Genomic DNA, 26,998 nt, shown 5'->3' with positions numbered 1-26,998 from the left:
GCGGCAGCCGGGGGGGGCAAAATGACCAAACTCTTTTCACTCGAAGGGCGCCGCGCGCTGATCACCGGATCGTCGCAAGGCATCGGCTTTGCCTTGGCCAAGGGGTTGGCAGAGGCGGGCGCGTCGGTGGTCCTGAACGGGCGCGACGCGGCAAAGTTGCAGACGGCGGCGGACGCACTTGGCATCCGTGAAACGCTGGCTTTCGACGTGACTGACCATGATGGCGTTCGCCAAGCCGTCGATGCGTTCGAAGCCGACATAGGCCCGATCGACATCCTGATCAACAACGCGGGGATGCAGCACCGCACCCCGCTTGAGGATTTTCCGGCGGACGCCTTCGAAAAGCTGTTGCAGACCAATGTGGCCAGCGTTTTTCACGTGGGTCAAGCCTGCGCGCGCCATATGATCGGGCGGGGTGCGGGTAAGATCATCAACATCGCCAGCGTGCAAACGGCGCTCGCCCGGCCCGGCATCGCCCCTTACACGACCACCAAAGGCGCTGTGGGCAACCTGACCAAGGGAATGGCGACGGATTGGGCGCGGCACGGATTGCAGTGTAACGCGATTGCGCCGGGCTATTTCGACACGCCGCTGAACGCGGCGCTTGTCGCCGACCCAGAATTCAGCGCGTGGCTTGAAAAACGGACGCCCGCAGGGCGCTGGGGCAACGTGGACGAATTGGTGGGTGCCGCTGTGTTCCTTGCCTCGGATGCGTCGAGCTTTGTGAACGGGCACACCCTGTATGTCGATGGCGGGATTACCGCGTCGCTGTGATCATCTGGAGGCGTCGAAATGACCCATAATGTGGCACTGGTCGGTGCCGGAGCCATGGGCGGTGCCATTGGCGCGCGCCTGCTTGAAACTGGACAGCGGCTGGCCGTTTTTGATCTTGATGCGGAAAAGGTTGCGGCCCTTGTCGCCTTGGGCGCCACGGCCGCGCCCACGGCGGCGGACGCGGCGCGCGACGCTGATTTCGTGATCACCAGTCTGAATGCTTCACATATCGTTGAGCGGGCAGCCTTTGGCCCGGACGGGATCGCAGACGGGGCCAATGCGGGCACCGTGATCATCGACATGTCGTCCATCGCACCAGAGCAGACTGTCAGATTGGCGGCGATGGCCGAGGCGCGCGGGCTGGACTGGGTCGACAGCCCACTGTCGGGTGGCGCGCCCAAGGCGCTGATCGGGCAGTTGACCCTGATGATGGGGGGTGCCGACGCGGCCGTGTCCAAGGCACAATCGCTGTTGTCACACGTGGCGCACAACATGACCCATATGGGTGGTCCGGGTGCGGGGCAAACGACCAAACTGATCAATCAGGTGCTCTGTGGTCTGGGCTTTCTCGCCGTGGCGGAAGCCACCAAACTGGCCGAAGATGCGGGCGTAGACGCGACCAAGATCCCGCAGGCGCTGGCCGGGGGACGTGCCGACAGCGCGCTGTTGCAGGAATACATGCCGCGCTATGCCACACGCGATTACCGGCGCACGGGCCGCATCGACAATATGGTCAAGGATCTGAATATGGTGAACGACCTGTCACGCCAGACGGGGACGGCAATGCCAATGACAGCACTTTGTACCGAAATCCACCGGATGCTGACAGCGGCCGGTCTGGGTGGAGAGGATCAGGCCATGGGTATCGAGTTCTTTACTGGCGCGGGCGGCAAATCCACGGGCTAGGCCTCAACCGCCCGCATCGTTCTTAACCAACCCAGCGTCGCATCCGTATCGCCGCCCGGCTTGTATTCGGCGCCCAGCGGTGCGTCCCACCCAAGCGCGGCAATTTCCGCAAATACGGTGTCGTAGTCCACATCGCCATGATCCGGCGCACCGCGGTCGGGCACCGCGGCAAACTGGATATGTCCGATGAGAGGCAAAAGGGGACGCAAACGGCCCAGCACGTCGCCTTCGGTCCGGCCCACATGGTAACAATCGAACATCAGCTTGAGGTTGTCCGCACCCACATCCGCGATGATTTGTGCTGCGTGATCCGTGTCGCGCAGCGCGTAGCCCGGCGCGTCAAAGGCGTTGAGCGGCTCAATCAGCATCGTAATCCCGTCTGCGGCACCCGCGTCGCAGGCATAACGCAGGTTTTCGACAAATGTTGCATGCGCATCGGGGTGGTCGGAAAATCCAGCCATGACGTGTATATTGCGTGTGCCAAGCACGCGCGCGTAGGCCAGCGCCTCGTCAATGGCGGCGCGCGCCTCGTCCGTGCGGTGCGGCATCGCGGACAGACCGTTGTCCCCCCCCGGAACATCCCCGCGCCGGGTGTTGAGGCCGAGCATCTGAAGACCAGTGTCGTCCAGCGCCGCTTTGACCTCGGTTGCGTTGACGTCATAGGGCCAATGACATTCAACCGCGTCAAAACCTGCGGCATATGCCGCGCGCACCGCATCCGGCAGGGGGCGGTCGGCCCAGAGAAACCCAAGATTGGCCGAAAAGCGCGTCATGCATTCCACTCCACATCAAATTGCGTCACCACCGCCCGGACCTGTTCGGGGGTGAGGACGTTTGCCTGAACCCCGCGCAGCAACATTGCGAGGCGCGCGGTTTCCTCCAGTTCTTCGATGGCGTTGCAGGCAGCCTCTATATCCTTGCCAGCCACAACAGGCCCGTGATTGGCCAGCATCACCGCACTGCGTTTGCCCGCAAGCCCGCGCACAGCCGCACCCATTGCCGGATCACCGGGCAGGAAAAAGGGCAGCAGTTTCACCCGGCCCAGCTTCATGATCGCATAAGGCGTGAGGGGGGGTAAAAAGTCGTCTTCATCCGCATCGGGCATCATCGACCACGCAACCGAATGGCAGGAATGCAGGTGTACGACGGCACCCGCCGTGCTGCGCGTGTCGTAAAAGGCGGTGTGCAGCGGCATTTCCTTGGTCGGCGGATCGCCCGCGATATGGGTGCCGTCCGGGTCAAACCGGCTCAGCCGTCCGGGATCGAGGCGGCCAAAGCTGGTGCCGGTGGGCGAGACAAGCAGTCCGCCATCCTCGGTGCGGGCCGAAATGTTGCCGGTGCTGCCATGGGTCAGACCGCGATCAAAGAGCGACCGGGCCAGCAGGCAAATCTGTTCACGCAGCTCGGTTTCGGTCATGGGGAACCGGCCAGTTGCGCGGCGGCTTTTTCAAAGAAGTCCTCGGCACCGAAATTGCCGGATTTCAACGCAACCACCAGATCGGGCCGCGCACGCAACGCAGGCACGCCGGGGTCAATCTCTGGTCCGATCTCCAGCGCACCGAGGTCCAGTGCCTCGATCACTGCGCCGCTGGTCTCGCCTCCGGCGGTGATGACGCGCGTGGCGCCACCAGCGACGACGTGGCGGGCGATGTTGGCAAAAAACCCTTCGAGCGCGTCGGCGGATGCGTCTCGCCCATACTGCGCCTGTACAGCCGTAACGATGTCAGGATCGGCAGAGCTGTAAGCCAGCGGCAGCCCGTCCGTGGTCAGCAACCAATTGGCGATGTCCTGTGCGGTCAGCCGTCCTTCGATGACGTCGGCGGCGTCAATCTCGCGGGCGGGGTGGCGCATGGCGTGGCGTTCGACCTGCGCGCGGGTGGCGACCGAACAGGAGCCGGACACAGCGACCGCCTTGCCCGCTTGCCCGGTCCACGGCACCGACGCGGCGGTGCAGCCGAAATTCGCAGGCAGGCCAAGCGCGACACCCGAGCCGCCCGTGATCAGCGGCAGATCCCGTGCAGCGCGCGCAATTTCCATCAGGTCTGCGTCGCGGATCGCGTCCACCACGATATGTCGGTGCCCGGCAGCGTGCTGTTCGGCCAGTGCCTGTTCGATCCGGTCGGACCCGGCAAAGACATCAGCTGCGGCCACATGGCCCACGCTGTGCTGCGTCTGCGGGGTCAGCCAACGGCGAATGTCGCTGTCGGTCATCGGGGTGAGGGGATGATTTTCCATTCCCGACGTGCTGAGCAGCGTGTCCTTGACGAACAGATGCCCCTGATACACCGACCGCCCCGTTCCGGGAAAGGCCGGGCAAACGATGACCTTGTGCGCGTCCAGCGCATCGGCCAGCGCATCCGCGACGGGGCCAATATTACCCTGCGGTGTGGAATCAAAGGTCGAGCAGTATTTGAAGAATATCTGCGTGCAGCCCTGCGCCAGCAACCAATCAAGCGCGGCCAGCGACTGAGCCACCGCGTCGCCGGGCGCGATGGACCGGGATTTGAGCGCGACGACCCCCGCCTGCACATCCGCAGCTGCTGGCCCATTGGGAATGCCGGTGTATTGTACAGTCCGCATACCGCCCTTCGCCAGCGTATTGGCCAGATCGCTCGACCCGGTGAAATCGTCGCCGATACACCCCAACAGCATCACGCGTCTCCCGGCAGGGTGAGACCCGCATTGCGGGCATAGACCTTGGCGACCGCTGCGTCATCTTCGTGGCCCAAACCCATGCCCGCCGCAGCAAGATACTGTTGCAGTGCCGCAGCGGTGATCGGCGCGCTGAACTGTGCGGCGCGGGCGATGTCGAGGACGATGCCCAGATCCTTGGGCCAGATGTTGACCTGACTGTGCGGGGTGTAATCGCCCGCAACAATATGCGGCGCGCGGTTCTCCAGCATCCAGCTGGAGCCTGCGCACTTGCTGATCACCTCAAGGAACGTGGCAGGCGCGACCCCTTGGGTCATGCCAAAGGTGATCGCCTCGGCCATGGCCGCGATGTGTACGCCCGCGAGCAGTTGGTTGACCGCCTTCATGGCCGAGCCCGCACCTGCCGCGTTGCCCAGTTCGAACACGGTCTCTGCTGTGGCATCAAGCACGGGGCGCGCGGCGGCGAACGCTTCTGTCGTGCCGGAGGCCATGACCGACAACTGACCTGCCCCCGCCTTGAACGATCCGCCTGAGATGGGCGCGTCGAGGTAATGCACGCCGTATTCGGCGCAGCGCACCTCCATCTCCCGTGCAAAATCGGGTGGCACAGTGGCGCAAGCCATGACAACGCTGCCCTGCGGCATCTCTGGCACGAGGGCCTTTGCGCCAAACAGGACCTCTTGGGTCTGGGCGGCGTTCAGGACGACAATGATCGCGGCATCCAGCGTCTTTGCCACATCGGCCAGATCACCGGGCGCACCGCCTTCGTCGCGAAAGCGGTCCATCTGGGCCGTTACGACATCCGTGCCATAGGTCACGTGGCCCGCCCGCAGGCACGATTGTGCGATGCCGTAGCCCATGGACCCAAGCCCGATGACCGCAGTGTGGATGGGCTTTGACATGATGGAACCTCGAATCTCGGGTGGTGTTTCCGCTACCATGGCGCAAGACGTTTTGGGATTCCACCAGACGAGGGATTGTCCACAGGATCGTGGATCAACGCCAAAAGATCGGCAAAGCGGGCATCCGTTGACAACATTCTGTCCCGCATCGCCCACAGCGCATCCCGCCGTGCAGGGGCGAGCGTGTGGGCCATCATTTGAAATTTCTGTGCCACCTCATCCATGCGCATGGGTGCCTCCGGCCCGCCTTTGGCGTGGGTGTCGCCGGACGCGAGCGTCTGTCCGGTTCGCAGGTGCACGGTGATGTCGGACCAGCGCCCAGCGGGAAAGCGCGCGGTGTGGCGCGCGTCTTCGGATACTGTGATCTTGGGCAGTTGGGCGGCCACCCGTGTGTCGGACAGACCCGTGCCCTGCACCTGATCAGGGCCAAGATTGCGGTGCACCAGCAGGCTCGCCAGTGCGAAGGGCAGGGAATACTGTGCCTGCGACGTGGTGGCGGGCATTCCGGCAAAAAGCGCGGCGGCTTCGGCAAAGGTGCGCACGTTAATCCGTTCCACATCGTCGGCGGCAAAACGGTGCCGCCGCATCAGGTCCGACAGGGCATCCAGCGATGCATGGGCCCAGCGGCAGATCGGGTAGGGTTTGATATAGTTCTGTTCAACCGTCCACACGGTGCCAAGATCGGCCCAGTGATGCGCGGCCTCGGGCGCTTCGACGGTGATGGCGGGCGCGCCTTCAAAGCCGTCTTCGGCCAGCAGGACGGCCATCACACCCACCAGCGCACCCATGCCTGACCCGTCATGCAACATCGTCGGGTTCGCAATTTCGCGCATCATCTGGCTGCGGGGGCCATGATATTCCGCAATCCCGAGGGCGTGGCGCAGCTGTGCCGCACTGTGTTCGCGCAAACTGCACCCCAAGGCTGCGACGCCGAGCGCGTTCCACGCGCCAGATGTGTGGTAGTCATCGACTGTGGCGTGCAGGGTGATGGCCGCACGCGCCGCGACCTCATAGGACATCACGAGCGCGGTCAGCGCGTCGTGCGCGGTGAGGTCTGGCATCTGCTCGGCAAAAGCGCAGAGCGCGGGGACCACCGCGCAGCCGATATGCCCTTTTGTCAGATTAAGGCCGTCATGGGCGTCGAGATTGTCGATCTGCGTGGCCGCCGCAAAGGACGCGCCCGCCAGCGACGCGCGCCGTCCATCAAAAAGCAGAGTTGCGGCATCCGCAGGCGACGCCGCCGCGTGAAATCGCACGGCATGATCGCGCGCAATGCGACCGGCATCGAGGCTGGCGGCGCCCGCTGCAATACCCAGCGTGTCAATCAACAGCGTGGCGGCCATGCCGCGCGCGCTGTCCGGTACAGCGCGTGGATCAAGGACAAAGGCGGCAATGTCGTCAAAGGTCATAGGTCCGCAGCCTAGCCAAGATCGTTGTCCGCCAATGGCTCAAAACCGACATGCGCGGCGATGCTATCTGAGCAGGGCGGCGGCGTCGGTTGCGCCAAGCGGCTCGGGCCGGGCGCAGGTCGTGTTCAGCCGGATCACGGTGCCTTCCTCGCCCGCGCGCAGGATTGAGGTCATCACATCGACTGCGTGCAGGGCCAGATCCAAGCGGCAACGATGGTCGCGCCCCTCGGCTATGGCGGCGGCCATATCGGCCAGACCTGCCATGCGGTAATTCGCCTTTGGCGTGCCGTCCAAGTCGTGATTGGGCACGGAAAACGGATGGTTGCCGACGTCCAATGCGCGTGGGGCGCTGTCACGCGCGGTCACTTCGACGGTGCCGGAGAACCAGTTTGGGTCCGGCAGGAACATTGACCCGTCGAGACCATAAAGCTCCATATGCCCGTGCCGGTGTGCCCAGACGTCCCAAGAGGTCGACAGCGTGATGCTGGCACCGGACACAAATCCCAAAAGGGCGTGCAGTGTCGTGGGTGTCTTGACCGGGATCGTTTCGCCCCGGCGCGGCGCTGATCCGATGGTGCGAGAGGTCTGCCCCATGGAGGTAAGCGCACAGACGTGCGCCACTGGACCCAGCAACTGGATCAGGTTGGTGATGTAATAGGGTCCAAGGTCCAACATCGGACCACCACCCGGCAAAAAGAAGAAATCAGGGTTGGGGTGCCATGCCTCCATACCGTGTGACATGACGTGCGCAGTGCCGCTGACGACCTTGCCGATCTGCCCTGCATCAAGCGCTGCGCGTGCGGCCTGATGCGCGCCGCCCAAGAATGTGTCAGGGGCTGATCCCACCCGCAGCCCACGTGCTGCTGCCAAGTTCCGCAACTCTTCGCCTTCGGCCAGTGTCAGGACCAGTGGTTTTTCGGAATAGGCGTGTTTGCCCGCATTCAAGATGTCGCGGGTGACGGCGAAATGCGCGGCCGGGTTCGTGAGGTTGACGATGACGTCAATGTCATCCGCCGCCAGCAATGCGTCTATACTGTCGGCCCGCAGGCCGAATTCGGCAGCACGCGCACGCGCAGCATCTGCGTTCAGGTCCGCCACTGCGCGCATTTCGAGGCCTTTGAACAGGGGCGACAGCCGCAGATATGCGCCCGAGATATTGCCGCAACCAATGATGCCAACGCCCAGCATGTCCAATCCCTTCGAGTGTCTGCCCCTCCGTTTGGTAGCCCGCATCATTGCCCTGTGAAAGGGACAAAGCCCGTACAGTGTAGCGGTTGGTAAAACGCCGGTGTTTGGCGGTCAAAGAACAACTGATCGGTGCAGCCCAGACGGGACGCGCGGGCCGAAGTGACAACCTGTCACGACAGGCGGGCAGGGCGGCAAAACGCGGATTTGCACTTTGCACGTGACTCAAAGGTGCTTTTTTCCCATATTTGAGGCATAGTTTGTCGGCCGATATTTTTTGAAGGACTTTGTGAGTGAACGCTCCATTGACACAAAAAGACAGGCGCGCCCGCCTGTCGACTGCTCTGGGCAAAGATGCGTTGGTGTTTCTGCGCCTTGATGGTGGTGAAGAGATGTCGGGTGATTTCGAGTGGCGTGTTGACGCCCTGTCGCGCGACTACGAGATCAATCTCGACGACATTCTGGGCACTCATGCAACGGTGACAATCGACACCGGCCACGGTCCGCGGCACTATGACGGTATCGTGACCGAAGCGCAGCGGCTGCGCGCCGAGGAGAATGGCTGCCGCTACAGCTTGGTGCTGAGCCCTTGGACGCATATCGCGGCCCTGCGCCGCAACCAGCGGATATTCCACAACCTTTCCGTCGTTCAAATCCTCGAAGAGCTGTTTGGCGAATACGCCGACTTGGGTGGGCCGCATTACGAGATCAACTTGTCGGGCAACTACCCCAAGCTGGAATACACCGTCCAATATGGCGAATCTGACACCGATTTTGCCAAGCGGATGATGGAGCGGTTCGGCATCTCTTGGCATTGGGTGCATCAGGACGGGAACCACGTCATGGTCCTGACTGATTTCGCCTCAAATCACGTTGATGTGCCGGCCAGCGAACGACCCTATTTCGGGGTCGAACGGACCCATCTGGGGGATGAGGAGCATTTCCGGCAGTGGCATGGCGGATCGCGGGTGGCGACCGGTGCGGTGCGTCTGACGGAATACAACTTCAAGACGCCGCACGCGGCGCAGGAGACCGAACGTTTGGGCGATGCGCAATACGCCCAAGGCCAGATCGAAAGTTTTGACTGGCCGGGGGATTACCTTGATCTTGATGCGGGCGAAACTGTCGTGGGGCGTCGCATCGAAGAAGAACAGGGGCATACCTCTCGCGTTGTGGCCGAGGGCAATGTGGCCTCGCTGGCGGCGGGACTGTGTGTGACACCGGTGGGCGACAAAATCCCCGGTACAACCGGCAAACGCTTTGTCTGCCTGTCGGCACGTCACAAGCTGCGCGCGCAGGCCTATGGCACCATCAACAAGGAAAGTGACGAGCCGGATTACGACGGCGCCTACGTCCTTATCCCCGACAGCGAACCGTTCCGTCCTGAACGCCGCACGCATATGCCGCGCATCTACGGGCCGCAAACCGCCACAGTGGTGGGCGACGGCGAGATTGACTGCGATGAGTATGGCCGCATTCTGGTGCAATTCCACTGGGACCTGCACGCCGCCCATTCCATGCGCTGCCGAGTCAGCCAAAACTGGGCATCCAAAGGCTGGGGTGGGATGGTCATCCCGCGTATCGGTATGGAGGTCGTTGTTGAATTCCTCGAAGGGGACCCGGACAAGCCTCTGGTCACGGGCTGTGTCTACAACGGCCACAATATGCCGCCCTACACGTTGCCCGACTTCAAGGCGCGCAGCACATTCAAATCCGACACCCATACCGGCGACGGATACAACGAATTCCGGTTCGAAGATGAAAACGGCGAGGAAGAGGTCTATTTGCAGGCCGAAAGATACCTCAACGCCTTCATCAAGGACAACGAGACATGGCTGACCGAAGGGTCGCGCCATCGTCGCACGGACGGGTCGCAATCGCAGTCCATTGGTGGCGACGACGACTTTGAACTGACCGGCAGCCAACAGATCGACATCAAGGGCAGTCAGAACACCACCATCAAAGGCAGCCGTGTCGAAGAGGTGACAATCAGCGAGATGACTAAGATCTCGCGCGACCGAATGCACGAGGTCGAGGGCGCGGATGATCTGTTTGTCCACGAAACCCGGCGTGTCGAGACCAAGGATGGGCAGCACGTCAAGACGGGGACAAACCACTTTCTCGATGTGGGACAGGACCTGTCGATCGAGGCGGGAGCGTCGATTTCGCTCTATGTCGGGGGCAATTTTGTCAAGATCGACATGACGGGAGTGACGATCAACGGCACACTGACCAAGATCAACTCGGGCGGATCACCCAAGAAGGGCAAAAAGATCAACCGTCGCAAACCGATCAAACCCAAGAAATACGCCGGACCCCATGCCACGCGCTATGGCCGGTCGTTCGAATCCTGAGCACGGAGGGGTCGAAACATGTCTGGAAAACCTGCCGCGCGTCTGGGGGATATTGGATCGGGCCACGGGTGCCACTTTCCACCGTCGCCCGCCATTCAGGGCTCGCCCAATGTGCTGATCAACAACCGCCCGGCCGTGCGGGTGACTGACGCCTACCTGCCGCACCCGTGCCCGGTCTGTCCGCAACCACCACACCCACGCAATCTGGCCAAGGGGTCGCCCACGGTGCAGATCAACAACCTGATGGCGGGTCGGGTCGGGGATGCGATCTCTTGCGGTGGCAATCATGCGGTCGGTTCGCCCAACGTGCTGATCGGCGGTGCCTCGCCTCCGGGACGGACGCGCGCGCCCACCTGCGAAAGCTGCGAAGACAAAGCGTCAAAGGGCTAGGCGCAGGCAATGCCAATTCCCCCCCGACTTCCTGATCTCAGTTCTGCCGTGAACAACAGCGCGCAGGGGCAGATTGTTCAGGCGCGGTTCCCGGTTGGAACGCCCGCGCCGCCTGCGGCCCCCGTCGTGCGCCCACCGGTGCGTCCGGGTCAGCCTCCGGTGCGCCCGGCCAACCCTTACACAGTCCGTCCGGGTTATATGGATCTGCCCTACAGCCAGATGACGCCGGGCGAACGGGGGGCCTATGCCACGCAGTTGCAACGCCAGCTTGAACGCGAGTCCGAAGTTGAGGTGGAAACGGCAACGGGCGAGGATTCGATCGAGGGACCTACCGCCTATGACATCGCGCACAAGCGCAGGCGCAGGCGGAATTGCTGCCGGGCGGACCAATTTTACAATGAATGGCTGACGTCGGGCAACACCATCGCCAACAAGCGTGAGCCACGCGTGACGTTCACCCGCTATGATTTCGTCATTCTGGAGCGCAGCCAAGTGTTCATCAAACGCGGCATTGAATACCAGTTTTTCGTCACTCAGGACGAGATGGAGTACCGCGCCTCGGGGGGTGGCATCAGCATCTGGGCGGACGGGCAGGAATCCGACCGCTGCTGGTTGGTCGAGTGCAAATACAAGGCGGGGTACAGGGACTGGATCCGCGCCGAAGGCGGTGATCCCAGCCGCCTTGATGACCCGCTCAGCCCGCTGGACGGGCTCAGCGCTCCGCCGTCTCTGCCCGGTGGGACAACCCAGCAGTCAACCGGACCGGAACTGCGCGCAGCACCCAGACCGCCCCCGCCGCCCGGACAGGACGACCAGATGCGGCGCTATGGCCGTGTCATCAACGCACCTGATCCCCCGGCCGAAGAATGTTGGAACATCGGTATGCGCGTGGTGATTTCACGGCGCGGATACTGGATCAACGAATACAAGAACCGCATGTTGCGCTACAATATTTCCGGTCGTGTCGAATGGCGGCGAGAGCCAATCCGCGCCACGCCTGACTCGACAATGCACAACCTGTTAAACCCTGAGTGAGGACCCGGATGACCGACCCCGAACTCGCCTTTGGCCATACGGACGGACCGCGAGAACATTGGTGCGCCAAAGTGCAGATCATGGGCAGCCCGGCGCAAAACTGGAGCCTCGTGTTCCAGCCTGAAACCATCGAAACGTTTTTGCGCGCCCGCATGGCGCGCGTAGACTGGTCAGAGCAGGTCACCGAGAACGGCGAAACGACGATTGCGTTCGATTACGCCTTTCCGCCCAACTGGACCGAAGGCGAGGCGTTTGGCTCGCTTCGGCTTGCGCCATCGCCCGGCGCGAGCTTTGAGGTGCTGAGCTATGGTATGGCCTACGACCTTCTCGAAGAACTGGCACGCCTGCACCCTGAGAACACCGACATGGTTGTGATTTTTTCCGAATTCAGAGCGCTGTTTCACAAGGTCGGCCTGCCGCGCGACGAGGGTATCTTTCGCCTTTCCGACGATGTGCACACGCGCTTGAGCCGCATGTTGTTCCCCCTTGAGTGGGGCAGTGAGGATCAATTGTAACCCATGACCGATATTGACATTCTTTTTGGCAACGCTGCGGGCCCGCGCGAGCATCGGTGGGAAAAAGTCCAAATCATGGGCAGCCCGGAGCAAGACTGGTCGCTCGTGTTCACGCCCGAAGTGGTCGAAGCGTTTCTGCGTTCCCGCATGGCAAGCGTGACCGTGTCAGCGCCCGAAACGTCCTTGGGGGAAACCAATATCGAAATCGACTACAGCTTTCCGCCCGGTTGGGACATCGGCGAATCCTATGGCTCGATGCGCACAGCGCCGACTGGCGGGTTGTCTTTTGACGCACTCAGCTTTGGCATGACCTTCGACCTGCTGGAACACATTCTGCGCGAATTCCCGCAGAACAAAGATATCGTCGTGATCTTCAGCGAGTTTCGCGCGCTGTTCCACCGCGCGAACATGCCACGCAACGAAGGGATTTTCCGCCTGCAAAACGCATTCCACGTGGACCTGACGCGTACGCTGTTTCCGCAAGGCGCGGGCGATGATTGACCTCTAATGCTCCCCCCGACGCTTCAGCACCTGATCCTTGACGATGCGCGCACCCAAGAGCAATGCGCAGCTCTGGCGGTATGGGCGGAGCGGGTGCAACAGGTTGGATTGCGGCTGTATCTCGCGCTTGATGCTGTCTGGGCCGAGGATCTGGCAACATATATCCGCGCCAAGTGCGACCAGTGGGAGCCGCTGGAGGGCGAGCCGCTGATCCCGCGGGACGACGCCCACCCACGCGCGCCCATCCTTGTCGATATTACGGCACACCCGGACATCATTCAGCCATGGGTCGAGCAGCATTTTCTGGCGCGGATCGGGGTCATCTTCGCCTCGAAACTTAAAATCGGCGCGCTGCGCACCTCGCTCAAGCGGTTCGGCCTTGTGGCACCGGAGGGCGCGGAGGGTACGGTGGTGTTCCGCTATTTCGACGCCGAGGTGCTGGACGCATTCATGCGGGTGTCACATGGCTATCAACGCAAGGACTTCTTTGAAGGGATCGACGGTGTGATCCTGCCGGATATCGATGGCGAGACGTGGCAGTTCTACCGGCTCCGGGACAAGGCGCTGGTCGCAGGGACATACCATGCCGACGCCATCGACTGGGTCGAGGTGCCGGCCACGACCAAGGGGCCGTCTGACGGTCTGGCCTACGAGGTCAGCTTTCCTTTCCGCACGCTCACAGCGCCGCAGATGGAGGCGATGGAACGCGCCTGCCGCGTGGCCTTTCACCGCGAGGCGACCCGGTTCATCACGCTGGCCTTTCCAGACGAATGCACCAAAATCCCGCCGCAGGACATCATGGAACTGGCCGCCGCCGCCCATGACATCGCAGAGGAAAACGGCGCGGGCGAGGAAAGTGCTGCGTTTTTGTGGATTATCCTCAGCTTTATGTCGGGGCTGGATTTTAACGACAGCGGTCCGGTCAAGGAATTGCTGGGAATGCGCGGCAAGGACCGTGAAAGCACGCTTGAGGATCTGGTGTTCGACATCGGGGTGCAGCTTGAGAATATCCATCTGATCGACCTCTGTGACACGATCGAGGTATGGGCCGAAACCGAAGACGGCGCGCGCACGGGCACATTGCACCGCAGTGGCCGCCCGTTGGGGGGCGGATCGCAGGAGACCGCGCTTGCACCGACTTGACCCGGACGAAACCGTGTCATACCACACCTATGGCTAAGCGGGCGTTGTGTAGTGGTAAGACCTTAGCCTTCCAAGCTAATGACGCGGGTTCGATTCCCGCCGCCCGCTCCACCACTTCCTAAACTGCGCACTGCTTGACCTTGGGGGTCTGATAGGGGCATGTGCTGTCGGAAAACGAGACGCCGGGAGTGCGCATGGCCGATCAGAACGCATCCGCGCCGCCGCCCAATGCTGGGCAGGACGAGCGTGAAAAGTCGAAGCAAATCGGTTCTTTGCGGGCGCTGTTGCCGTTTTTGCTGCCCTACAAGGTGCTGATGGCGGCGGCGTTGGCCGCCCTGATCGGCACTGCAATCATTTCGCTGACCCTGCCGCTGGCTGTGCGCCGCGTCGTCGATAATTTCGAAGTCGCCGAAATTGCCGTTCTGGACCAGTATTTCCTGGCCGCGATTGGGATTGCGGGCCTGCTCGCCCTTGGCACGGGTCTGCGTTACGCGCTGGTGACACGTTTGGGCGAACGGGTGGTCGCAGACATTCGTAAATCCGTCTTTGCGCGTGTGATTGGCCTGTCGCCGGGATTCTATGAAAACATTCTGACCGGTGAAGTGCTGAGCCGGATCACCACCGACACCACCCTGATCCTGAGTGTGGTGGGGTCTTCTATTTCGATCGCGCTGCGCAATGTGCTGATCTTTGTGGGTGGTCTGGTCCTGATGATGCTGACCTCGGCCAAGCTGACCGGCCTTGTGCTGTTGATCGTTCCGGCAGTGGTTGTGCCCATTCTGGTCTTGGGGCGGCGCCTGCGGGTGCTGAGCCGCGAAAATCAGGACTGGATCGCGGCGTCTTCCGGGCGGGCGTCGGAACAGCTGAGCGCAGTCCAGACCGTACAGGCCTTTACCCATGAGATGGCCAGCCGGGCGATGTTCTCGGACGTGACCGAGGCCAGCTATGGGTCTGCAAAACGGCGCATCACCACACGGGCGGCAATGACCGTCATTGTCATATTCTTAGTGTTTTCGGGCATTGTGGGTGTGCTTTGGATCGGTGCGAACGATGTTCGCGCGGGTGCGCTGACCGTGGGCACTCTGATCCAGTTCGTAATCTATGCGATCATGGTTGCGGGTGCCGTGGCCGCCCTGTCCGAAATCATCGGAGAGTTGCAGCGTGCCGCAGGCGCGACCGAACGGCTGGTGGAATTGTTGCAAGCCGAAGATGCGGTCAGAGACGTGCCCGCACCAGCTGTTCTGACTGCGCCGGTTAAGGGCCGTATCGGGTTCGAAGACGTGCATTTTGCCTATCCCTCACGCCCCGGCCAGCCCGCGCTGGATGGTGTGAGCCTCGATATCGCGGCGGGTGAAACGGTGGCCTTTGTCGGACCTTCGGGTGCGGGCAAGACGACGATCCTGCAACTGCTTTTGCGCTTTTACGACCCGCAATCTGGTCGCATCACGCTCGACGGTATCGATGTGGCCGATATGGCGCGAGAGGCGTTCCGTCAGCACATCGCGCTGGTGCCGCAGGATCCGGTGATCTTTGCCGCGTCCGCTGCGGAAAACATCGCCTTTGGCCGCCCCGGCGCAAGCCCCGCCGAGGTGGAGGCCGCCGCGCGGGCGGCTGCCGCGCATGACTTCATCACCAAACTCCCAAAAGGCTATGACAGTCCATTGGGCGAACGGGGCGTGATGCTGTCAGGCGGTCAAAAGCAGCGTATCGCCATTGCCCGCGCGATCCTGCGCGACGCGCCGGTGCTGCTGTTGGACGAGGCGACAAGCGCGCTGGACGCCGAAAGCGAACGTGCGGTGCAGGAGGCTGTGGATGCGATGGCCAAGGACCGCACGACGCTGATCGTGGCGCACCGTCTGGCCACAGTGAAAAAGGCTGACAGGATCGTTGTGCTGGATCAGGGTCGGATCGTGGCCCAAGGCCCGCATGACCAGTTGGTGGCCGAAGACGGGCTTTATGCCCGGCTGGCGCGGCTTCAATTCACCGACGGAATGGCGGCTGAATAACGGTCAGACCGTCAACAGCGCGCATATGACCCAAGGTCACAGGAATTGACGCGGCGTATCGAACCGCTCTGAGATCGGACCAGTGCTTGATCCGGCAGGGATAAACCCGCATCCTTTGGCGCAGGGAAGATGCGCGCCCCGCCACAACCGATAATCGATGGGCGCGCCGCAGGGAGAACAGCCATGACCTTTGCCGGGATCGCGGATCGCGACGCCATTGAGAACGAGATGCCGTGGGAAGAGCGTGACGTGCCCAAGACGCTTTACGGGATGCTGTCGGAAACGACGCGGTCATTCCCGCACCACAAGGCGATCAGCTACCAGATCTTCTCGGACCCGAAGTCCAAGGCGGAAACGCTTACATGGGCCCAACTCAAGGACCGCACCACGCAATGCGCCAATATGCTTCGCGGCTTGGGGATTGGACCCAGTGACGTTGTGGCCTACGTCTTGCCCAACGCGACCGAGACGGTTGTCACGCTGTTGGGCGGTGCCGTTGCCGGGATCGTGAACCCGATCAATCCGTTGCTGGAGGCCGAACAGATTGGCGCAATCCTGCGCGAAACAAATGCCAAGGTCGTCGTGACCCTGCGCGCCTTTCCCAAAACGGATGTGGCCCAAAAGACCGCTGAGGCTGTCGCAATGGCACCCAACGTCAAGACCGTGCTTGAGGTCGATTTGCTGGGGCACGTGTCGGGCCTCAAATCCCTGATCATCCCGCTGATCCGTCCCAAGCTGCAACAGGCGCCGGGTGTGAAGTATCTGAGCTTTAACTCCGAATGCGAGAAATATCCGACGGAGCTGAAGTTCGAGGATGCGCAGGACGACCGCGTGGCCTGCTACTTCCACACCGGCGGCACTACGGGTATGCCAAAGGTTGCACAGCACAAATATTCGGGCATGGTCTACAACGGTTGGACCGCTTCCACTCTGCTTTACACCGAAGAAGACGTGATCATCTGCCCGCTGCCGCTGTTCCATGTCTTTGCCTGCCATCCGATCCTGATGGGTGCGATTGCGTCTGGCGCGCATGTGGTGTTCCCGACGCCGCAGGGCTATCGCGGCGAAGGGGTCATGGACAACTTCTGGAAGCTGGTGGAGCGCTGGAAGGTCACGTTCATCATCACCGTCCCTACAGCCATTTCAGCCAAGATGCAGCGCGCCATTGATGCGGATGTCAGCTCGGTCAAAACGGCATTCTCCGGCTCTGCTCCGCTGCCGCAGGAACTGTTCAAACGGTTTGAAAAGGCCACGGGCGTCACGCTGGTCGAAGGCTACGGCATGACCGAGGCCACTTGCCTCGTCAGTTGCAACCCGACCGACGGTGAAAAGAAAATCGGCTCCGTCGGGATCGGGTTCCCGTACACGGAGGTCAAGATCATGAAGGCCACCGCAGATGGCCCGGTCGAGGCGGGCGTCGATGAGGTGGGCGAAATCTGCGTCAGCAATCCGGGCGTCTGGCCCGGCAACACCTATACAGAGGCCGACAAGAACAAAGACCTCTATTACCACGAAAAATTCCTGCGCACCGGCGATCTGGGACGGTTCGACGCGGACGGATATCTCTGGATCACGGGACGCGCCAAGGACCTTATCATTCGCGGCGGCCACAACATCGACCCCGCCGAGATCGAAGAGGCGCTGTTGGGCCACGAAGCCGTCGCTTTTGCTGGGGCCATTGGCCAGCCCGACAAACACGCAGGCGAAGTGCCTTGCGCCTATGTGGAACTGGTCGACGGCGCATCGGTGACCCCGGACGAGTTGATGGCGCATTGCGACGAACACGTGCACGAACGCGCGGCCCAACCCAAGCACATGACAATCATGGACGAATTGCCGAAGACGGCAGTCGGCAAGGTGTTCAAGCCTGATCTCCGTAAGGAGGCGATCACACGTATCTACAACGCCGCCCTGACCAAGTCAGAAATCCCGGCGCGCGTGGTGGCCGTTGTTGATGACAAGAAACGCGGGCTGGTCGCGCAAGTGGCCGCGAACGGCGCGGGCGAAGGTGCCATCCAAACGGTGCTGGGCGATTTTGTCCGCCCGTGGGAATTGGCCGAAGCGGCCGTCGCGGCAGAGTGATCTGCGCGCCGGGCTGACGGGATCGTGACTTGGACGGCTGTCCTGCTGCGTTAGGCTGCGTGGCACGTCACGGCCCGAGGACCCGCCATGCCCAAATCCAGAAAGCGTACCCGTTCCGTCGCACAGGCAAGTGTGACACCCAAAGCCGCAGTGTCACGCAGGGCCGTGTTGGGTGGCGGTGCGGTCGCATCGACCCTTGTCTTGGGCGGCGGGATATGGGGTCTGTCCTCATTTCGCACCTATGCGGCAGAGCATGACCTGAGCCGCGTGGGGCAGGGCGCGCCAGCCATCGTGCAGGTGCACGATCCGCAATGTCCCACCTGCACGGCGTTGCAGAAACAGACGCGCCGTGCGCTGCGAGACTTCGACGATTGCGGGCTGACCTATCTGGTTGCGGACATCAAGACGCCGGAAGGTGCGGCGTTCGCACGCCGCTTTAATGTTCCGCATGTAACGCTGCTGCTGTTTGACGGGGCAGGTGATCTGAAACGCACCGTGCGCGGACTGCATGACAGTCCGCATCTGGCGGAGGTCTTTGCCGCCCACAAAGCGGCACAGGTCTGACGGCCCGGCGGGCGCGACGGGCCGTTAGTTGCCAGCACTTTCCATCTTGCGGTTGGCGATCACATCCTCGAGCCAGCCCAGCTTCATCTCGGGCACGGAACTCAGCAACAGGTCGGTGTAATCGTCAAAGGGGGGGCTGAGTACCTCGGATTTTGTGCCATATCGCTGAACCCGGCCCTGATACATCACGGCGATGCTGTCAGCGATGGCTTTGACCGTGGCAAGGTCGTGCGTGATGAAAAGATAAGCGACATCTTCGACCTTTTGCAGCTCCAGCAGCAGTTTGAGGATGCCGTCCGCCACCAGTGGGTCGAGGGCCGAGGTGACTTCGTCACAGATGATCAGCTTGGGCTTGGCGGCCAATGCGCGGGCGATGCACACGCGCTGTTTTTGTCCGCCCGACAGTTCTGCCGGATAGCGGTCTTGAAAACCGGTGCCCAATTCGATCTCGTCCAGCAATTCCTGAATGCGTTTTTGTTTCTCGGCCCCCTTGAGGCCAAAGTAGAACTCCAGTGGGCGGCCAATGATCGTGCCCACGGTCTGGCGCGGGTTCATGGCCGTGTCGGCCATCTGGTAGATCATCTGCAACTCGCGCAAATCCTCGCGGCTGCGCGCGGGTTGATCCGGGGTCAGGGTGCGTCCGGCAAAGGTAATGGTGCCGTCGCGCGGTGGCAAAAGCCCGGTGATCACACGGGCCAGTGTGGATTTGCCCGACCCGCTTTCGCCAACCACAGCGAGGGTCTGGCCGGGGCTGACATCGACGCTGACATTATGCAGAACGTCGAAATGCGTGCCTTTGTAGCGGGCGGTGATGTTTTCAACCCGAAGCACCGGTTCGGTGGGCTGCTTTTCCTCGTGCCGGATGGAACGGACGGACACGAGCGCTTGGGTGTATTCCTCGAGCGGGGCGTTGATGATCTGATCGGTGGTGCCGTATTCCACCATCTCGCCATGGCGCAGCACCATGATGTGGTCCGAGACCTGCGCCACAACGGCGAGATCGTGGGTGATATAGAGCGCCGCGACGCCAGTGTCGCGGATCGCATCCTTGATCGCCTTGAGCACGTCGATCTGCGTGGTCACGTCGAGCGCGGTTGTCGGTTCATCGAAGACAACGAGATCCGGTTCAGGGCACAGTGCCAGCGCGGTCATGCAGCGCTGAAGCTGTCCGCCCGACACCTGATGCGGATAACGGTTGCCGATGGTCTCGGGATCGGGCAGGCCCAGCTTCTTGAACAGCTCGACCGCGCGTTTCTGTGCGTCTGCCTTGGAGAATTTGCCTTGCCCCACTGCGGCCTCGATCACCTGTTCCATGATCTGTTTGGCCGGGTTGAAAGATGCTGCGGCAGATTGTGAGACATAAGTGACCTCTGCCCCGCGCAGCCGGCGAATGTCCCTCAGCGCTGCCTTGCGGACGTCACGGCCATTTACCTCGACCGTGCCGCCTGTGAGCGTGACGCCGCCGCGCCCATAGGCCATGCTGGCGAGCCCGATGGTGGATTTGCCCGCACCGGATTCGCCGATGAGGCCCAGTACCTTGCCCGGATCGACGTCGAAATCGACGCCGTGCACAATTTCGATATCATGCGGTTTTTCACCGGGTGGATAGACGGTGGCACCGATCTTGAGGCCACGCACCTTGAGCAGCGGTTCGGTCATGGTTGGATATCCCCGGGGGCGCTGCCCCCGGACCCCCGGAGTATTTGGAAAGAGAAGAAGCAGGTTACGTGCATCATCCGCGCCCTCCTTTGAGCGACGTGGTGCGGTTGAGAATCCAGTCCGCGACGAGGTTCACACTGATCGCGAGCGTGGCAATTGCCACCGCCGGGTACAGGGCGGCCCCGATGCCGAAATTGATCCCTTCCTTGTTCTCCTTCACGATGCCGCCCCAATCGGCGAGCGGCGGCTGGACGCCGATGCCAAGGAAGGACAGTGTCGAGATGAAGAGCACCATGAAGATGAAGCGCAGCCCCATCTCGGCCACAAGCGGCGACAGGGCGTTGGGCAAGATTTCCCGGAAGATGATCCAGCCTATTTTTTCGCCGCGCAGGCGGGCGGCCTCTACGAAATCCATGACGCTGATGTCCACAGCAACGGCGCGCGCCAGACGGTAGACGCGGGTCGAGTCCAAGAGGCCCATGATCACGATCAGAGTAAGCACCGTGGCCTCGATGCTGGACAGGATGACGAGCGCCAGGATCAGAGACGGGATCGACATGAACAGATCGACAAGTCGGCTCATCAACTGGTCGATCCATCCGCCCGAAACGGCGGCAAGAAAGCCCAGAACGGATCCGGTGGTAAAGCTGAGGATCGTGGCGGCAGTGGCGATGAAGATGGTTGTCTGACCCCCAAAGATCATCCGGGTCAGCAGGTCACGCCCGATCTGGTCGGTGCCGAGCCAGAACTGGCTGGAGGATGGCTCCCAGACGTCGCCCACAGTTTCGGCCATGCCATAGGGCGCGATCCAGGACGCGCAAATGGCCGCGAGGAAATATGTGCCGGTGATGATCAGGCCGATGGCAGCGGAGAGGGGGATGTTTTTGAGCATATCTCTGTCGCTATTTCGGATGGCGGAGGCGAGGATTGGCGAGGATCGACACCACGTCGGCCACGATGTTCAGGATGATGTAGACAGCGGCAAAGATCACGCCGCAGGCCAGCACCACGGGCACGTCGCGTTTGACCACGGCATCCACCAGGTATTGTCCCATGCCGGGATAGGCGAACACGACCTCGACCACGACGACACCCACAACCAGATATGCGAGATTGATCATCACCACGTTCACAATGGGCGCGATGGCGTTTGGAAAGGCGTGGCGGTAGATCACGGTAAAGGTGGTCAGCCCCTTGAGTTCGGCTGTTTCGATATAGGCCGACTGCATCACATTCAGGATGGCAGCACGGGTCATGCGCATCATATGCGCAAGCACCACAAGCGTCAGAACGGCCACGGGCAACGAGATGGCATGGAGTTGTTCCAGCAGGCTCATACCCGGAGAAATCGAAGCAAAGGACGGTGCCCAAAAAAGCTGCACCGCAAAGAAGAACACCAAAATATAGGCGATCATGAACTCCGGCAGGGAGATGGATGCAAGGGTGATCCCAGAGATCAGCTTGTCCGGCCAGCGGTTCTGGTAGCGCACAGCGACCAGCCCCAGCAGAATGGCAAGCGGGACGGATATGATGGCGGCCCAGAAGGCCAGAAACAGCGTGGCACTCATCCGTTTGGCGATCTGATCGGCAATCGGCAGCTTGTTGGTGAGCGCATTGCCCAGATCGCCGGTTAGGATGCCGCCCAGCCATTCGACGTAACGGGTCAGGGCGGGGCGGTTCAGCCCCATCTCCTCACGCAGGTTGGCGAGACTTTCGGGCGTGGCGGCCTGTCCGAGGATGGCCTGTGCCGCGTCACCGGGCAGGATCTCGGTCAGGCCAAAAATCAGCGCCGAGGCGGCGAACAGCAACAAAACCCCAAGGCCCAGTCGTTGCAGTGTCAATTTCAAAATCGGATGCATATCAGCGCTCAGGCCCGCGCCGCGCACAAGGGCACGCAGCGTCCGGTGATGGAAGATTTATGATGTACGAAGATCATAATGAAAAACCGCGCCCCAAGGAGTTCGGGGCGCGGTGTGTGATGTGCCTTAGGCTTTCCAGGTGTACTTGCCCGTCTTCCAGTACATCTGTGGGCCGTTCGGGTTCGCCTCCCAGCCCTGAACCGAAGCAGAGACGGCATCGACGAAGTCGTTGAACATAGGCACCATGACGCCGCCCTCTTCGTTCATCATGCGGCCCATTTTGGAGTAGATCTCTTTACGCTTGGCTTCGTCGATTTCGGCGCGAGCCTCAAGCAGCATGGCGTCGAATTCGGGCCGTTTCCAGCGCGTGTCGTTCCAGTCTGCCGTGGACAGATAGGCCGTGGTGTACATCTGGTCCTGCACCGGACGACCGCCCCAGTAGGAACAGCAGAAGGGCTGCACGTTCCACACTTCGGACCAGTAGCCGTCGTTCGGCTCGCGTTTGATCTCCAGCGGGATGCCTGCCGCCTGGCAGGACTGTTGGAACAGGGCCGCCGCATCGACAGCACCGGGAAATGCGCCGTCGGCCGTGCGCAGGATGATGGGCGAACCATCGTGGCCGGATTTCTTGTAGTGCTCGGCGGCCTTTTCCAGATCGAACTCGCGCTGCGGAATGGTCTCGTCAAACAGCGGGTAAGCCGCGTTGATCGGCATGTCGTTCCCGACGGAGCCATAGCCCTGAAGGATCTTTTCGACCATTTCCTCGCGGTTGAGCGCATGTTTCAGCGCCAGACGCAGTTCGTTTTCGTCAAACGGTGCGGTGTCGGTGTGCATGATGAACACGTAGTGGCCGCGGCCTTGGGTTGACAGCACGTTGATCGTGGGGGCCCGGTCGAGGAGCTTGGCAATTTTGGGTTCGACCCGGTTGATCGCATCGACCTGACCCGATTGCAGCGCCGCAGTCCGGGCGGTTGCGTCGTTCAGCACGATGATTTCGACGGCGTCGTAATGTGCGACTTCGGTCTGGTCGCCGCCCCAGTAGTCTGCCTTGCGGGCAAAGGTCATGCGCACGCCCGGCTCGTCCGTTTCCAGTGTGTAGGGGCCGGTGCCGATGGCTGCGGCGGGATCGTCAAAGCCGCCGCCGGGCTGGATAATCAGATGGTAGTCGGCCATCAGATAGGGCAGGTCTGCATTGCCCACACCCAGTGTGACCTCGAACACGTCACCATCGGTGCGCATACTCTCGATACCCTGAACAATGCCAAGCGCACCAGATTTCGATTCCTCGTTCGAGTGGCGCTCCATTGTTTTCATCACGTCGTCGGCTGTCACGGCCGCGCCATTGGAGAAGTTGACTCCGCTGCGGATCTTGAAACGCCAGACGGTCGCATCGGCGGAGGCTTCCCAGCTTTCCGCGATCAGGCCCTTCAGGCTGCCGTCCGCGTTCAGTTCCACAAGCGGTTCACCCCAGAGAAAGCCACCGGCCAAGGGCACATCGGAGGCCCATGTGGCAGGGTCTTGGCTGTTGGTGGATTCGCCACCCTGCACACCCATTTTGAAGGTGCCGCCCGCAACGGGGGCTGCCTTGGCAGGTTGCGCGAGGAATGTGCTGGCCACGGCGGCGGACACGCCAAGGGCTGCCGCGCGGCTCATGAATTCGCGACGCGACATGGTCCCGGCCACAACGCGTGCGGACAGGGTTTCGAGTTGTTTCGACATTGATTTCTCCCGGTTGATCTTTGGCCGCCTCGTTTGTGGACGGCCTTGGTTCCCGTGGGCAAGGGTAAGGATTTGACCCCGGCCCGCAAGGGTTAATGCCATCAGGTGACAGGATGGTGACGCCTAAAGCAGATCGCGAGGAATGGTGTCGGTCACATCGCGGGCATAGATTTGAACGCCGTTTTCATAGGCCTCGATCCGCGCGACAAGGTGGAAATGCGTGGCATCGCTGTGCATGGCGCAGGTTGCCTCGGTGCGCAGGGCGATGCCATCCCGCTCCAGTTCGTCCGTCCAGTGGCAGCTTCCGCGTGCGCTGAGCGGGTCGTCGGGATGGATGTCCCAGCGTTCACGCGCCACCGATCCGGTGATCAGGCCGTGGTCCAGATCGCGCAGCTTGCCAAAATCGTCTTCGATGATCAGCGAGGTGATGCCCGTGACCATATCTTCGGACCGGTGGCGGGTGTGACGTTCGGGGCGCAACGCCTCTGTCTGCCATGGCGCGGCTGCGTCCGGGGGCGGGAAGGTCCAGCCGCCTGCGTCGCGCAAGGCGGCTACGGCCAGTGATCCTGCGTGCACTGTCACCATGCCGGCCTCTGGCGCAGGCCAGATCAGGGGCCAGTAGCTGGTCGAAACAGCCACGCGCAGCCGGTGCCCGGCGGGCACTGCGTAGGCGATGTGATCAAGCGCGAGGGCAATCTCTTTGCGTTGGCCGGGGATCAGGGGGCGGCCCAGATGGGCCGCGAGGTTCAGCACGCCGTAGGTGATCCGGGTGCTGGCGCCGTCCGGGTGCACATGGTTCAGGCGCACCGCGATATGCGCAACGGGCCTGTCCGCGCTGAGCGTCAGATGGATCGTGGGCGCGCCAGTGATCTGCAGCGCCTCGGTCAGCGGTGCTGTGTCGAATGTGGCGCTGAGCGCGTCATCACGCCGCTGGTCACCCGGCAGTTCCGGGCCAAGCCAGATCGCACAGTATTCGCCCGCATCGGCACCTGTGTCCTGTGGCGAGGTTACGGTGCGCAGCACCGTGCCGGGTTCAGGGGTCAGCCCGGTGTCGCTGAGATACCAGTGGCGCGTGTCGCTCTGTGCGTCGGCCAACCAACGTCCAGGACGGTCCGTGTACCATGTGGCGGGGCGCACGCCGTCCATCAGGTAGGTCCGCAGGTCTGGATCATCCTCGGCCCCGTTGCCCACGTCTTTGAGCCAGCGGTCCCACCATCGCAGGGCCTCCTGCAAAAAACCGATGCGCGGTTCGGGTACGGCAAAATGGGGGTATTTGTGCACCCACGGCCCAAGAATGCCTTTGGCGCCGGGGATGTTTTCGACGATTTGCGGGACTGCGTTCTTGTAGGCATCGCCCCAGCCGCCCACGGCAAGCACCTTGGCCTGTATCGCGGCGTAATCCTCGCAGACGGAGCCGTGTTGCCAATAGGCGTCACGGCGTTGATGGCGCAGCCATGTGCTGGGCAAAAAGGGCTCTGCCTCCAGCCGCTCAAGCCACATTGCGCGCCAGTCGTCGCGCAAGGCCGGATCGGGCGCGCGGGACGAATAGCTCCACATTGTGGCGCCCCACCCAAGGTTTTCATTGAGCAGACAGCCACCCTTGAAGTGAATGTCGTCCGCAAAGCGGTCCACGGTCGAGCATAGTGTGATCACAGCCTTGAGCGGCTTCGGGGCCATTGCCGCGACCTGTAGGCCGTTGAACCCGCCCCAACTGATCCCCATCATGCCAACTGCGCCCGTGCACCAATCCTGTGCGGCGGCCCAGTGAATGACCTCCACCGCATCGTCAAGCTCTTGCTGGGTGTATTCGTCTTCCATGATCCCTTGGCTGTCGCCGTTGCCACGCATATCGACCCGCAGACAGGCATAGCCACGTTGGGCAAAATAGGGATGGGTCAGCGCATCACGCGCGCACGTGCCGTCGCGCTTGCGGTAGGGCAGGTATTCGAGGATCAGCGGCACGGGGTCGTCCGTGGCATCCACCGGCTTCCACAGGCGCGCAGACAGGCGCGTACCGTCCGACAGCGGGATGCCGATATCGGCGTGTTCTTCGGTCTTGCGCAATGTGTTTTGCATGGGCGCACCGGACCAGCGGTGGCGCAGCCTGTCAAGCGTCGGAGGGGGCGCTGCCCCCGCCCTGCGGGCCCCCCGGAGTATTTGTCAAAGAGAAGAAGGCAGGGGGGTCAGGATTTGAGGGCGATGGCGATGTCCATGACATTGGTGCCCGTGGGGCCGGTCTTGACCAATGCGCCACGTGCGGCAAGCCACGGGTAGGCATTGGCGGCGTCCAGTGCGGCGTGGCCCGTTTCGTCCCACGTGCCTCCGTCAACCAGCGCGCCTGCGGCATCGGTCGGGCCGTCGGAGCCGTCGGTGCCTGCCACGAGAATTCGTAGATTTGACACCCCGGCGATTTCGCGGGCCAGTGCGAGGCCAAGTGCCATGTTGCGCCCCCCCCGCCCCGGTGTGTCTGGCAGGGTCACAACCGGCTCTCCACCAAAGATATATAGACCGGGCGCGCCCTCTCGCAGCGTCTGTCCAAGGGCAGGCGCAAGTGCCAATACGTTGTCATAGAGGGTTTCGTCATTGACGACGACAGACCAAGGGCTGTTTGCGGCAATAGCGGTGCGCGCAATGGCATTGCTGGCCACGATCCGGGATACGGTTTCGAATGGGGCCTCGGCCGGAACAGCGCCAATGCCGGAGCCGATGACGTTAATACTGTCACCTTCGACATCCGACAGGGCCAACGTGGTCACGCGGGTCCCGGCAAATCCGGCCAACAGCTTGCCGCCCTTGATCAGCGACAGGGTGCGGCGGCGCGCATTCATTTCCGCGATGGTCGCACCTGAGGCCAGTTGCGCCTGCGTTTGCATCTGCAACATGTCCAGTGTCACGCCACCGGGCAACGCTTCGCACAGCGATGAGGCCCCGCCGGACACAAGCAGCAGCAGATGTGCCTCTGGCCCGCACCCTGCAACCGCTTCCTGCACCGCAGCCCCCGCTGCCAGTGATGCAGCATCGGGCACCGGATGGGCGGCTTCCATGACAGTCGCCTGCGCCGGGGCGTCATCCACATGGTTGTACTTCGTGACGATCAGTGTCGGGCAATCGGGCCAGTGATCACAGGCAGGCCGGGCCATCGCGACCGCGGCCTTGCCGACGGCAATGATCCTGTCGGGCGCAGGAATGGCCATACTGTCCAAAGCCGCGCGCACTGCGACATCGCCCCGAACGGCGTCCACGCCCGCTTGCCACAAAGTCAGAAGATCTGGTTTCATATGCTGCTGCCTGTGCGTTGTTTGGCCAAACCTGAGTCGAAATAGCCACAAGACCTGCCCCTAAA

At 62.1% G+C, this 26,998-nt stretch carries 23 protein-coding genes and 1 tRNA gene; 12 read left to right on the top strand and 12 right to left on the bottom strand.

Translation table 11 applies throughout. The features are described from left to right. Positions 1-21 precede the first annotated feature (21 nt). Both Q1A85_RS10195 and Q1A85_RS10190 read left to right on the top strand, forming a co-directional pair. Complete coding sequence (locus Q1A85_RS10195) at positions 22-774, top strand: SDR family oxidoreductase (RefSeq protein ID WP_299688073.1); 753 nt, start codon at positions 22-24, stop codon at positions 772-774. A gap of 18 nt (positions 775-792) precedes the next feature. Further along, the gene (locus Q1A85_RS10190; RefSeq protein ID WP_299688071.1) at positions 793-1,680 is read left to right on the top strand and encodes an NAD(P)-dependent oxidoreductase; all 888 of its coding nucleotides are present in this window, start codon (positions 793-795) and stop codon (positions 1,678-1,680) included. On the opposite strand, the gene Q1A85_RS10185 is transcribed toward Q1A85_RS10190, so the two are convergent. The 6 genes from Q1A85_RS10185 to Q1A85_RS10160 form a co-directional block, all read right to left on the bottom strand. Beyond that, the gene (locus Q1A85_RS10185; protein ID WP_299688069.1) at positions 1,677-2,453 is read right to left on the bottom strand and encodes a TIM barrel protein; all 777 of its coding nucleotides are present in this window, start codon (positions 2,451-2,453) and stop codon (positions 1,677-1,679) included. The genes Q1A85_RS10190 and Q1A85_RS10185 overlap by 4 nt on opposite strands. Then, entirely contained in the window at positions 2,450-3,097 is a 648-nt protein-coding gene (locus tag Q1A85_RS10180; protein ID WP_299688066.1) for an aldolase, read from the bottom strand. Before Q1A85_RS10180 ends, Q1A85_RS10185 begins: the two co-directional genes overlap by 4 nt. Next, positions 3,094-4,332 (bottom strand): 3-oxo-tetronate kinase, encoded by a 1,239-nt coding sequence (gene otnK, locus Q1A85_RS10175; protein WP_299688063.1) that lies wholly within the window; start codon positions 4,330-4,332, stop codon positions 3,094-3,096. Before otnK ends, Q1A85_RS10180 begins: the two co-directional genes overlap by 4 nt. Next, a complete protein-coding gene (gene ltnD, locus Q1A85_RS10170) occupies positions 4,332-5,234 on the bottom strand; it encodes an L-threonate dehydrogenase (RefSeq protein ID WP_299688061.1) in 903 nt (300 codons plus the stop codon). The genes otnK and ltnD overlap by 1 nt, the downstream gene beginning before the upstream one ends. 32 nt (positions 5,235-5,266) lie before the next feature. After that, complete coding sequence (locus Q1A85_RS10165) at positions 5,267-6,643, bottom strand: MmgE/PrpD family protein (protein WP_299688058.1); 1,377 nt, start codon at positions 6,641-6,643, stop codon at positions 5,267-5,269. Positions 6,644-6,706: 63 nt separating this feature from the next. After that, a complete protein-coding gene (locus Q1A85_RS10160; protein ID WP_299688055.1) occupies positions 6,707-7,837 on the bottom strand; it encodes a Gfo/Idh/MocA family oxidoreductase in 1,131 nt (376 codons plus the stop codon). Positions 7,838-8,121: 284 nt separating this feature from the next. Between Q1A85_RS10160 and tssI the strand changes: the two genes are divergently transcribed. From tssI to Q1A85_RS10110, 10 genes are all read left to right on the top strand, one after another. Next, entirely contained in the window at positions 8,122-10,182 is a 2,061-nt protein-coding gene (gene tssI / locus Q1A85_RS10155; protein ID WP_299688052.1) for a type VI secretion system tip protein TssI/VgrG, read from the top strand. An 18-nt stretch (positions 10,183-10,200) separates the two neighbouring features. Beyond that, positions 10,201-10,572: a PAAR domain-containing protein gene (locus Q1A85_RS10150; protein WP_299688049.1), complete on the top strand. Its 372-nt coding sequence runs from the start codon at positions 10,201-10,203 to the stop codon at positions 10,570-10,572. 9 nt (positions 10,573-10,581) lie between these two features. Continuing rightward, a complete protein-coding gene (locus tag Q1A85_RS10145) occupies positions 10,582-11,607 on the top strand; it encodes a hypothetical protein (protein WP_299688047.1) in 1,026 nt (341 codons plus the stop codon). An 8-nt stretch (positions 11,608-11,615) separates the two neighbouring features. Further along, on the top strand, positions 11,616-12,122 hold the full coding sequence (locus Q1A85_RS10140) for a hypothetical protein (protein WP_299688044.1): 507 nt from the start codon (positions 11,616-11,618) through the stop codon (positions 12,120-12,122). 3 nt (positions 12,123-12,125) lie between these two features. Beyond that, entirely contained in the window at positions 12,126-12,623 is a 498-nt protein-coding gene (locus tag Q1A85_RS10135) for a hypothetical protein (protein ID WP_299688041.1), read from the top strand. A 6-nt stretch (positions 12,624-12,629) separates the two neighbouring features. After that, a complete protein-coding gene (locus Q1A85_RS10130; RefSeq protein ID WP_299688038.1) occupies positions 12,630-13,766 on the top strand; it encodes a DUF4123 domain-containing protein in 1,137 nt (378 codons plus the stop codon). Positions 13,767-13,803: 37 nt separating this feature from the next. Beyond that, positions 13,804-13,877: transfer RNA gene (locus Q1A85_RS10125), tRNA-Gly, on the top strand. An 83-nt stretch (positions 13,878-13,960) separates the two neighbouring features. Further along, positions 13,961-15,772, top strand: coding sequence for an ABC transporter transmembrane domain-containing protein (locus Q1A85_RS10120; RefSeq protein ID WP_299688035.1), 1,812 nt, complete (start codon positions 13,961-13,963; stop codon positions 15,770-15,772). A gap of 183 nt (positions 15,773-15,955) precedes the next feature. After that, positions 15,956-17,854: an acyl-CoA synthetase gene (locus Q1A85_RS10115; RefSeq protein ID WP_299688032.1), complete on the top strand. Its 1,899-nt coding sequence runs from the start codon at positions 15,956-15,958 to the stop codon at positions 17,852-17,854. Between the two features lie 87 nt (positions 17,855-17,941). Further along, positions 17,942-18,418, top strand: a complete 477-nt coding sequence (locus Q1A85_RS10110) for a hypothetical protein (protein WP_299688029.1) — start codon at positions 17,942-17,944, stop codon at positions 18,416-18,418. A 24-nt stretch (positions 18,419-18,442) separates the two neighbouring features. Here Q1A85_RS10110 and Q1A85_RS10105 read toward each other — a convergent pair whose 3' ends face one another. From Q1A85_RS10105 to Q1A85_RS10080, 6 genes are all read right to left on the bottom strand, one after another. Next, on the bottom strand, positions 18,443-20,077 hold the full coding sequence (locus tag Q1A85_RS10105; protein ID WP_299688026.1) for an ABC transporter ATP-binding protein: 1,635 nt from the start codon (positions 20,075-20,077) through the stop codon (positions 18,443-18,445). Positions 20,078-20,150: 73 nt separating this feature from the next. Further along, positions 20,151-20,969, bottom strand: coding sequence for an ABC transporter permease (locus Q1A85_RS10100; protein WP_299688023.1), 819 nt, complete (start codon positions 20,967-20,969; stop codon positions 20,151-20,153). Between the two features lie 10 nt (positions 20,970-20,979). Continuing rightward, positions 20,980-21,936 carry an ABC transporter permease gene (locus Q1A85_RS10095; RefSeq protein WP_299688020.1) on the bottom strand — a complete coding sequence of 319 codons (957 nt, stop codon included), beginning with the start codon at positions 21,934-21,936 and terminating at the stop codon, positions 20,980-20,982. Positions 21,937-22,062: 126 nt separating this feature from the next. After that, a complete protein-coding gene (locus Q1A85_RS10090) occupies positions 22,063-23,655 on the bottom strand; it encodes an ABC transporter substrate-binding protein (RefSeq protein ID WP_299688017.1) in 1,593 nt (530 codons plus the stop codon). A 123-nt stretch (positions 23,656-23,778) separates the two neighbouring features. Beyond that, complete coding sequence (locus Q1A85_RS10085) at positions 23,779-25,731, bottom strand: CocE/NonD family hydrolase (protein ID WP_299688014.1); 1,953 nt, start codon at positions 25,729-25,731, stop codon at positions 23,779-23,781. Between the two features lie 107 nt (positions 25,732-25,838). After that, positions 25,839-26,933: a DUF4147 domain-containing protein gene (locus Q1A85_RS10080; RefSeq protein WP_299688011.1), complete on the bottom strand. Its 1,095-nt coding sequence runs from the start codon at positions 26,931-26,933 to the stop codon at positions 25,839-25,841. Positions 26,934-26,998: the final 65 nt, after the last annotated feature.

The organism is uncultured Tateyamaria sp., from assembly GCF_947503385.1.
Lineage (GTDB): Bacteria > Pseudomonadota > Alphaproteobacteria > Rhodobacterales > Rhodobacteraceae > Tateyamaria.
This window is presented reverse-complemented; position numbering and strand designations above follow the sequence as displayed.

Coding starts and splice junctions, on each gene's coding strand:
- otnK (WP_299688063.1), bottom strand. CDS start 4,332: ATGCTGTTGGGGTGTATCGGCGACGATTTCACCGGGTCGAGCGATCTG.
- Q1A85_RS10140 (WP_299688044.1), top strand. CDS start 11,616: ATGACCGACCCCGAACTCGCCTTTGGCCATACGGACGGACCGCGAGAA.
- Q1A85_RS10080 (WP_299688011.1), bottom strand. CDS start 26,933: ATGAAACCAGATCTTCTGACTTTGTGGCAAGCGGGCGTGGACGCCGTT.
- Q1A85_RS10090 (WP_299688017.1), bottom strand. CDS start 23,655: ATGTCGAAACAACTCGAAACCCTGTCCGCACGCGTTGTGGCCGGGACC.
- Q1A85_RS10115 (WP_299688032.1), top strand. CDS start 15,956: ATGACCTTTGCCGGGATCGCGGATCGCGACGCCATTGAGAACGAGATG.
- Q1A85_RS10185 (WP_299688069.1), bottom strand. CDS start 2,453: ATGACGCGCTTTTCGGCCAATCTTGGGTTTCTCTGGGCCGACCGCCCC.
- Q1A85_RS10120 (WP_299688035.1), top strand. CDS start 13,961: ATGGCCGATCAGAACGCATCCGCGCCGCCGCCCAATGCTGGGCAGGAC.
- Q1A85_RS10095 (WP_299688020.1), bottom strand. CDS start 21,936: ATGCATCCGATTTTGAAATTGACACTGCAACGACTGGGCCTTGGGGTT.
- Q1A85_RS10145 (WP_299688047.1), top strand. CDS start 10,582: ATGCCAATTCCCCCCCGACTTCCTGATCTCAGTTCTGCCGTGAACAAC.
- Q1A85_RS10190 (WP_299688071.1), top strand. CDS start 793: ATGACCCATAATGTGGCACTGGTCGGTGCCGGAGCCATGGGCGGTGCC.
- Q1A85_RS10150 (WP_299688049.1), top strand. CDS start 10,201: ATGTCTGGAAAACCTGCCGCGCGTCTGGGGGATATTGGATCGGGCCAC.
- Q1A85_RS10165 (WP_299688058.1), bottom strand. CDS start 6,643: ATGACCTTTGACGACATTGCCGCCTTTGTCCTTGATCCACGCGCTGTA.
- Q1A85_RS10195 (WP_299688073.1), top strand. CDS start 22: ATGACCAAACTCTTTTCACTCGAAGGGCGCCGCGCGCTGATCACCGGA.
- Q1A85_RS10105 (WP_299688026.1), bottom strand. CDS start 20,077: ATGACCGAACCGCTGCTCAAGGTGCGTGGCCTCAAGATCGGTGCCACC.
- Q1A85_RS10100 (WP_299688023.1), bottom strand. CDS start 20,969: ATGCTCAAAAACATCCCCCTCTCCGCTGCCATCGGCCTGATCATCACC.
- ltnD (WP_299688061.1), bottom strand. CDS start 5,234: ATGTCAAAGCCCATCCACACTGCGGTCATCGGGCTTGGGTCCATGGGC.
- Q1A85_RS10130 (WP_299688038.1), top strand. CDS start 12,630: ATGCTCCCCCCGACGCTTCAGCACCTGATCCTTGACGATGCGCGCACC.
- Q1A85_RS10180 (WP_299688066.1), bottom strand. CDS start 3,097: ATGACCGAAACCGAGCTGCGTGAACAGATTTGCCTGCTGGCCCGGTCG.
- Q1A85_RS10110 (WP_299688029.1), top strand. CDS start 17,942: ATGCCCAAATCCAGAAAGCGTACCCGTTCCGTCGCACAGGCAAGTGTG.
- Q1A85_RS10085 (WP_299688014.1), bottom strand. CDS start 25,731: ATGCAAAACACATTGCGCAAGACCGAAGAACACGCCGATATCGGCATC.
- Q1A85_RS10135 (WP_299688041.1), top strand. CDS start 12,126: ATGACCGATATTGACATTCTTTTTGGCAACGCTGCGGGCCCGCGCGAG.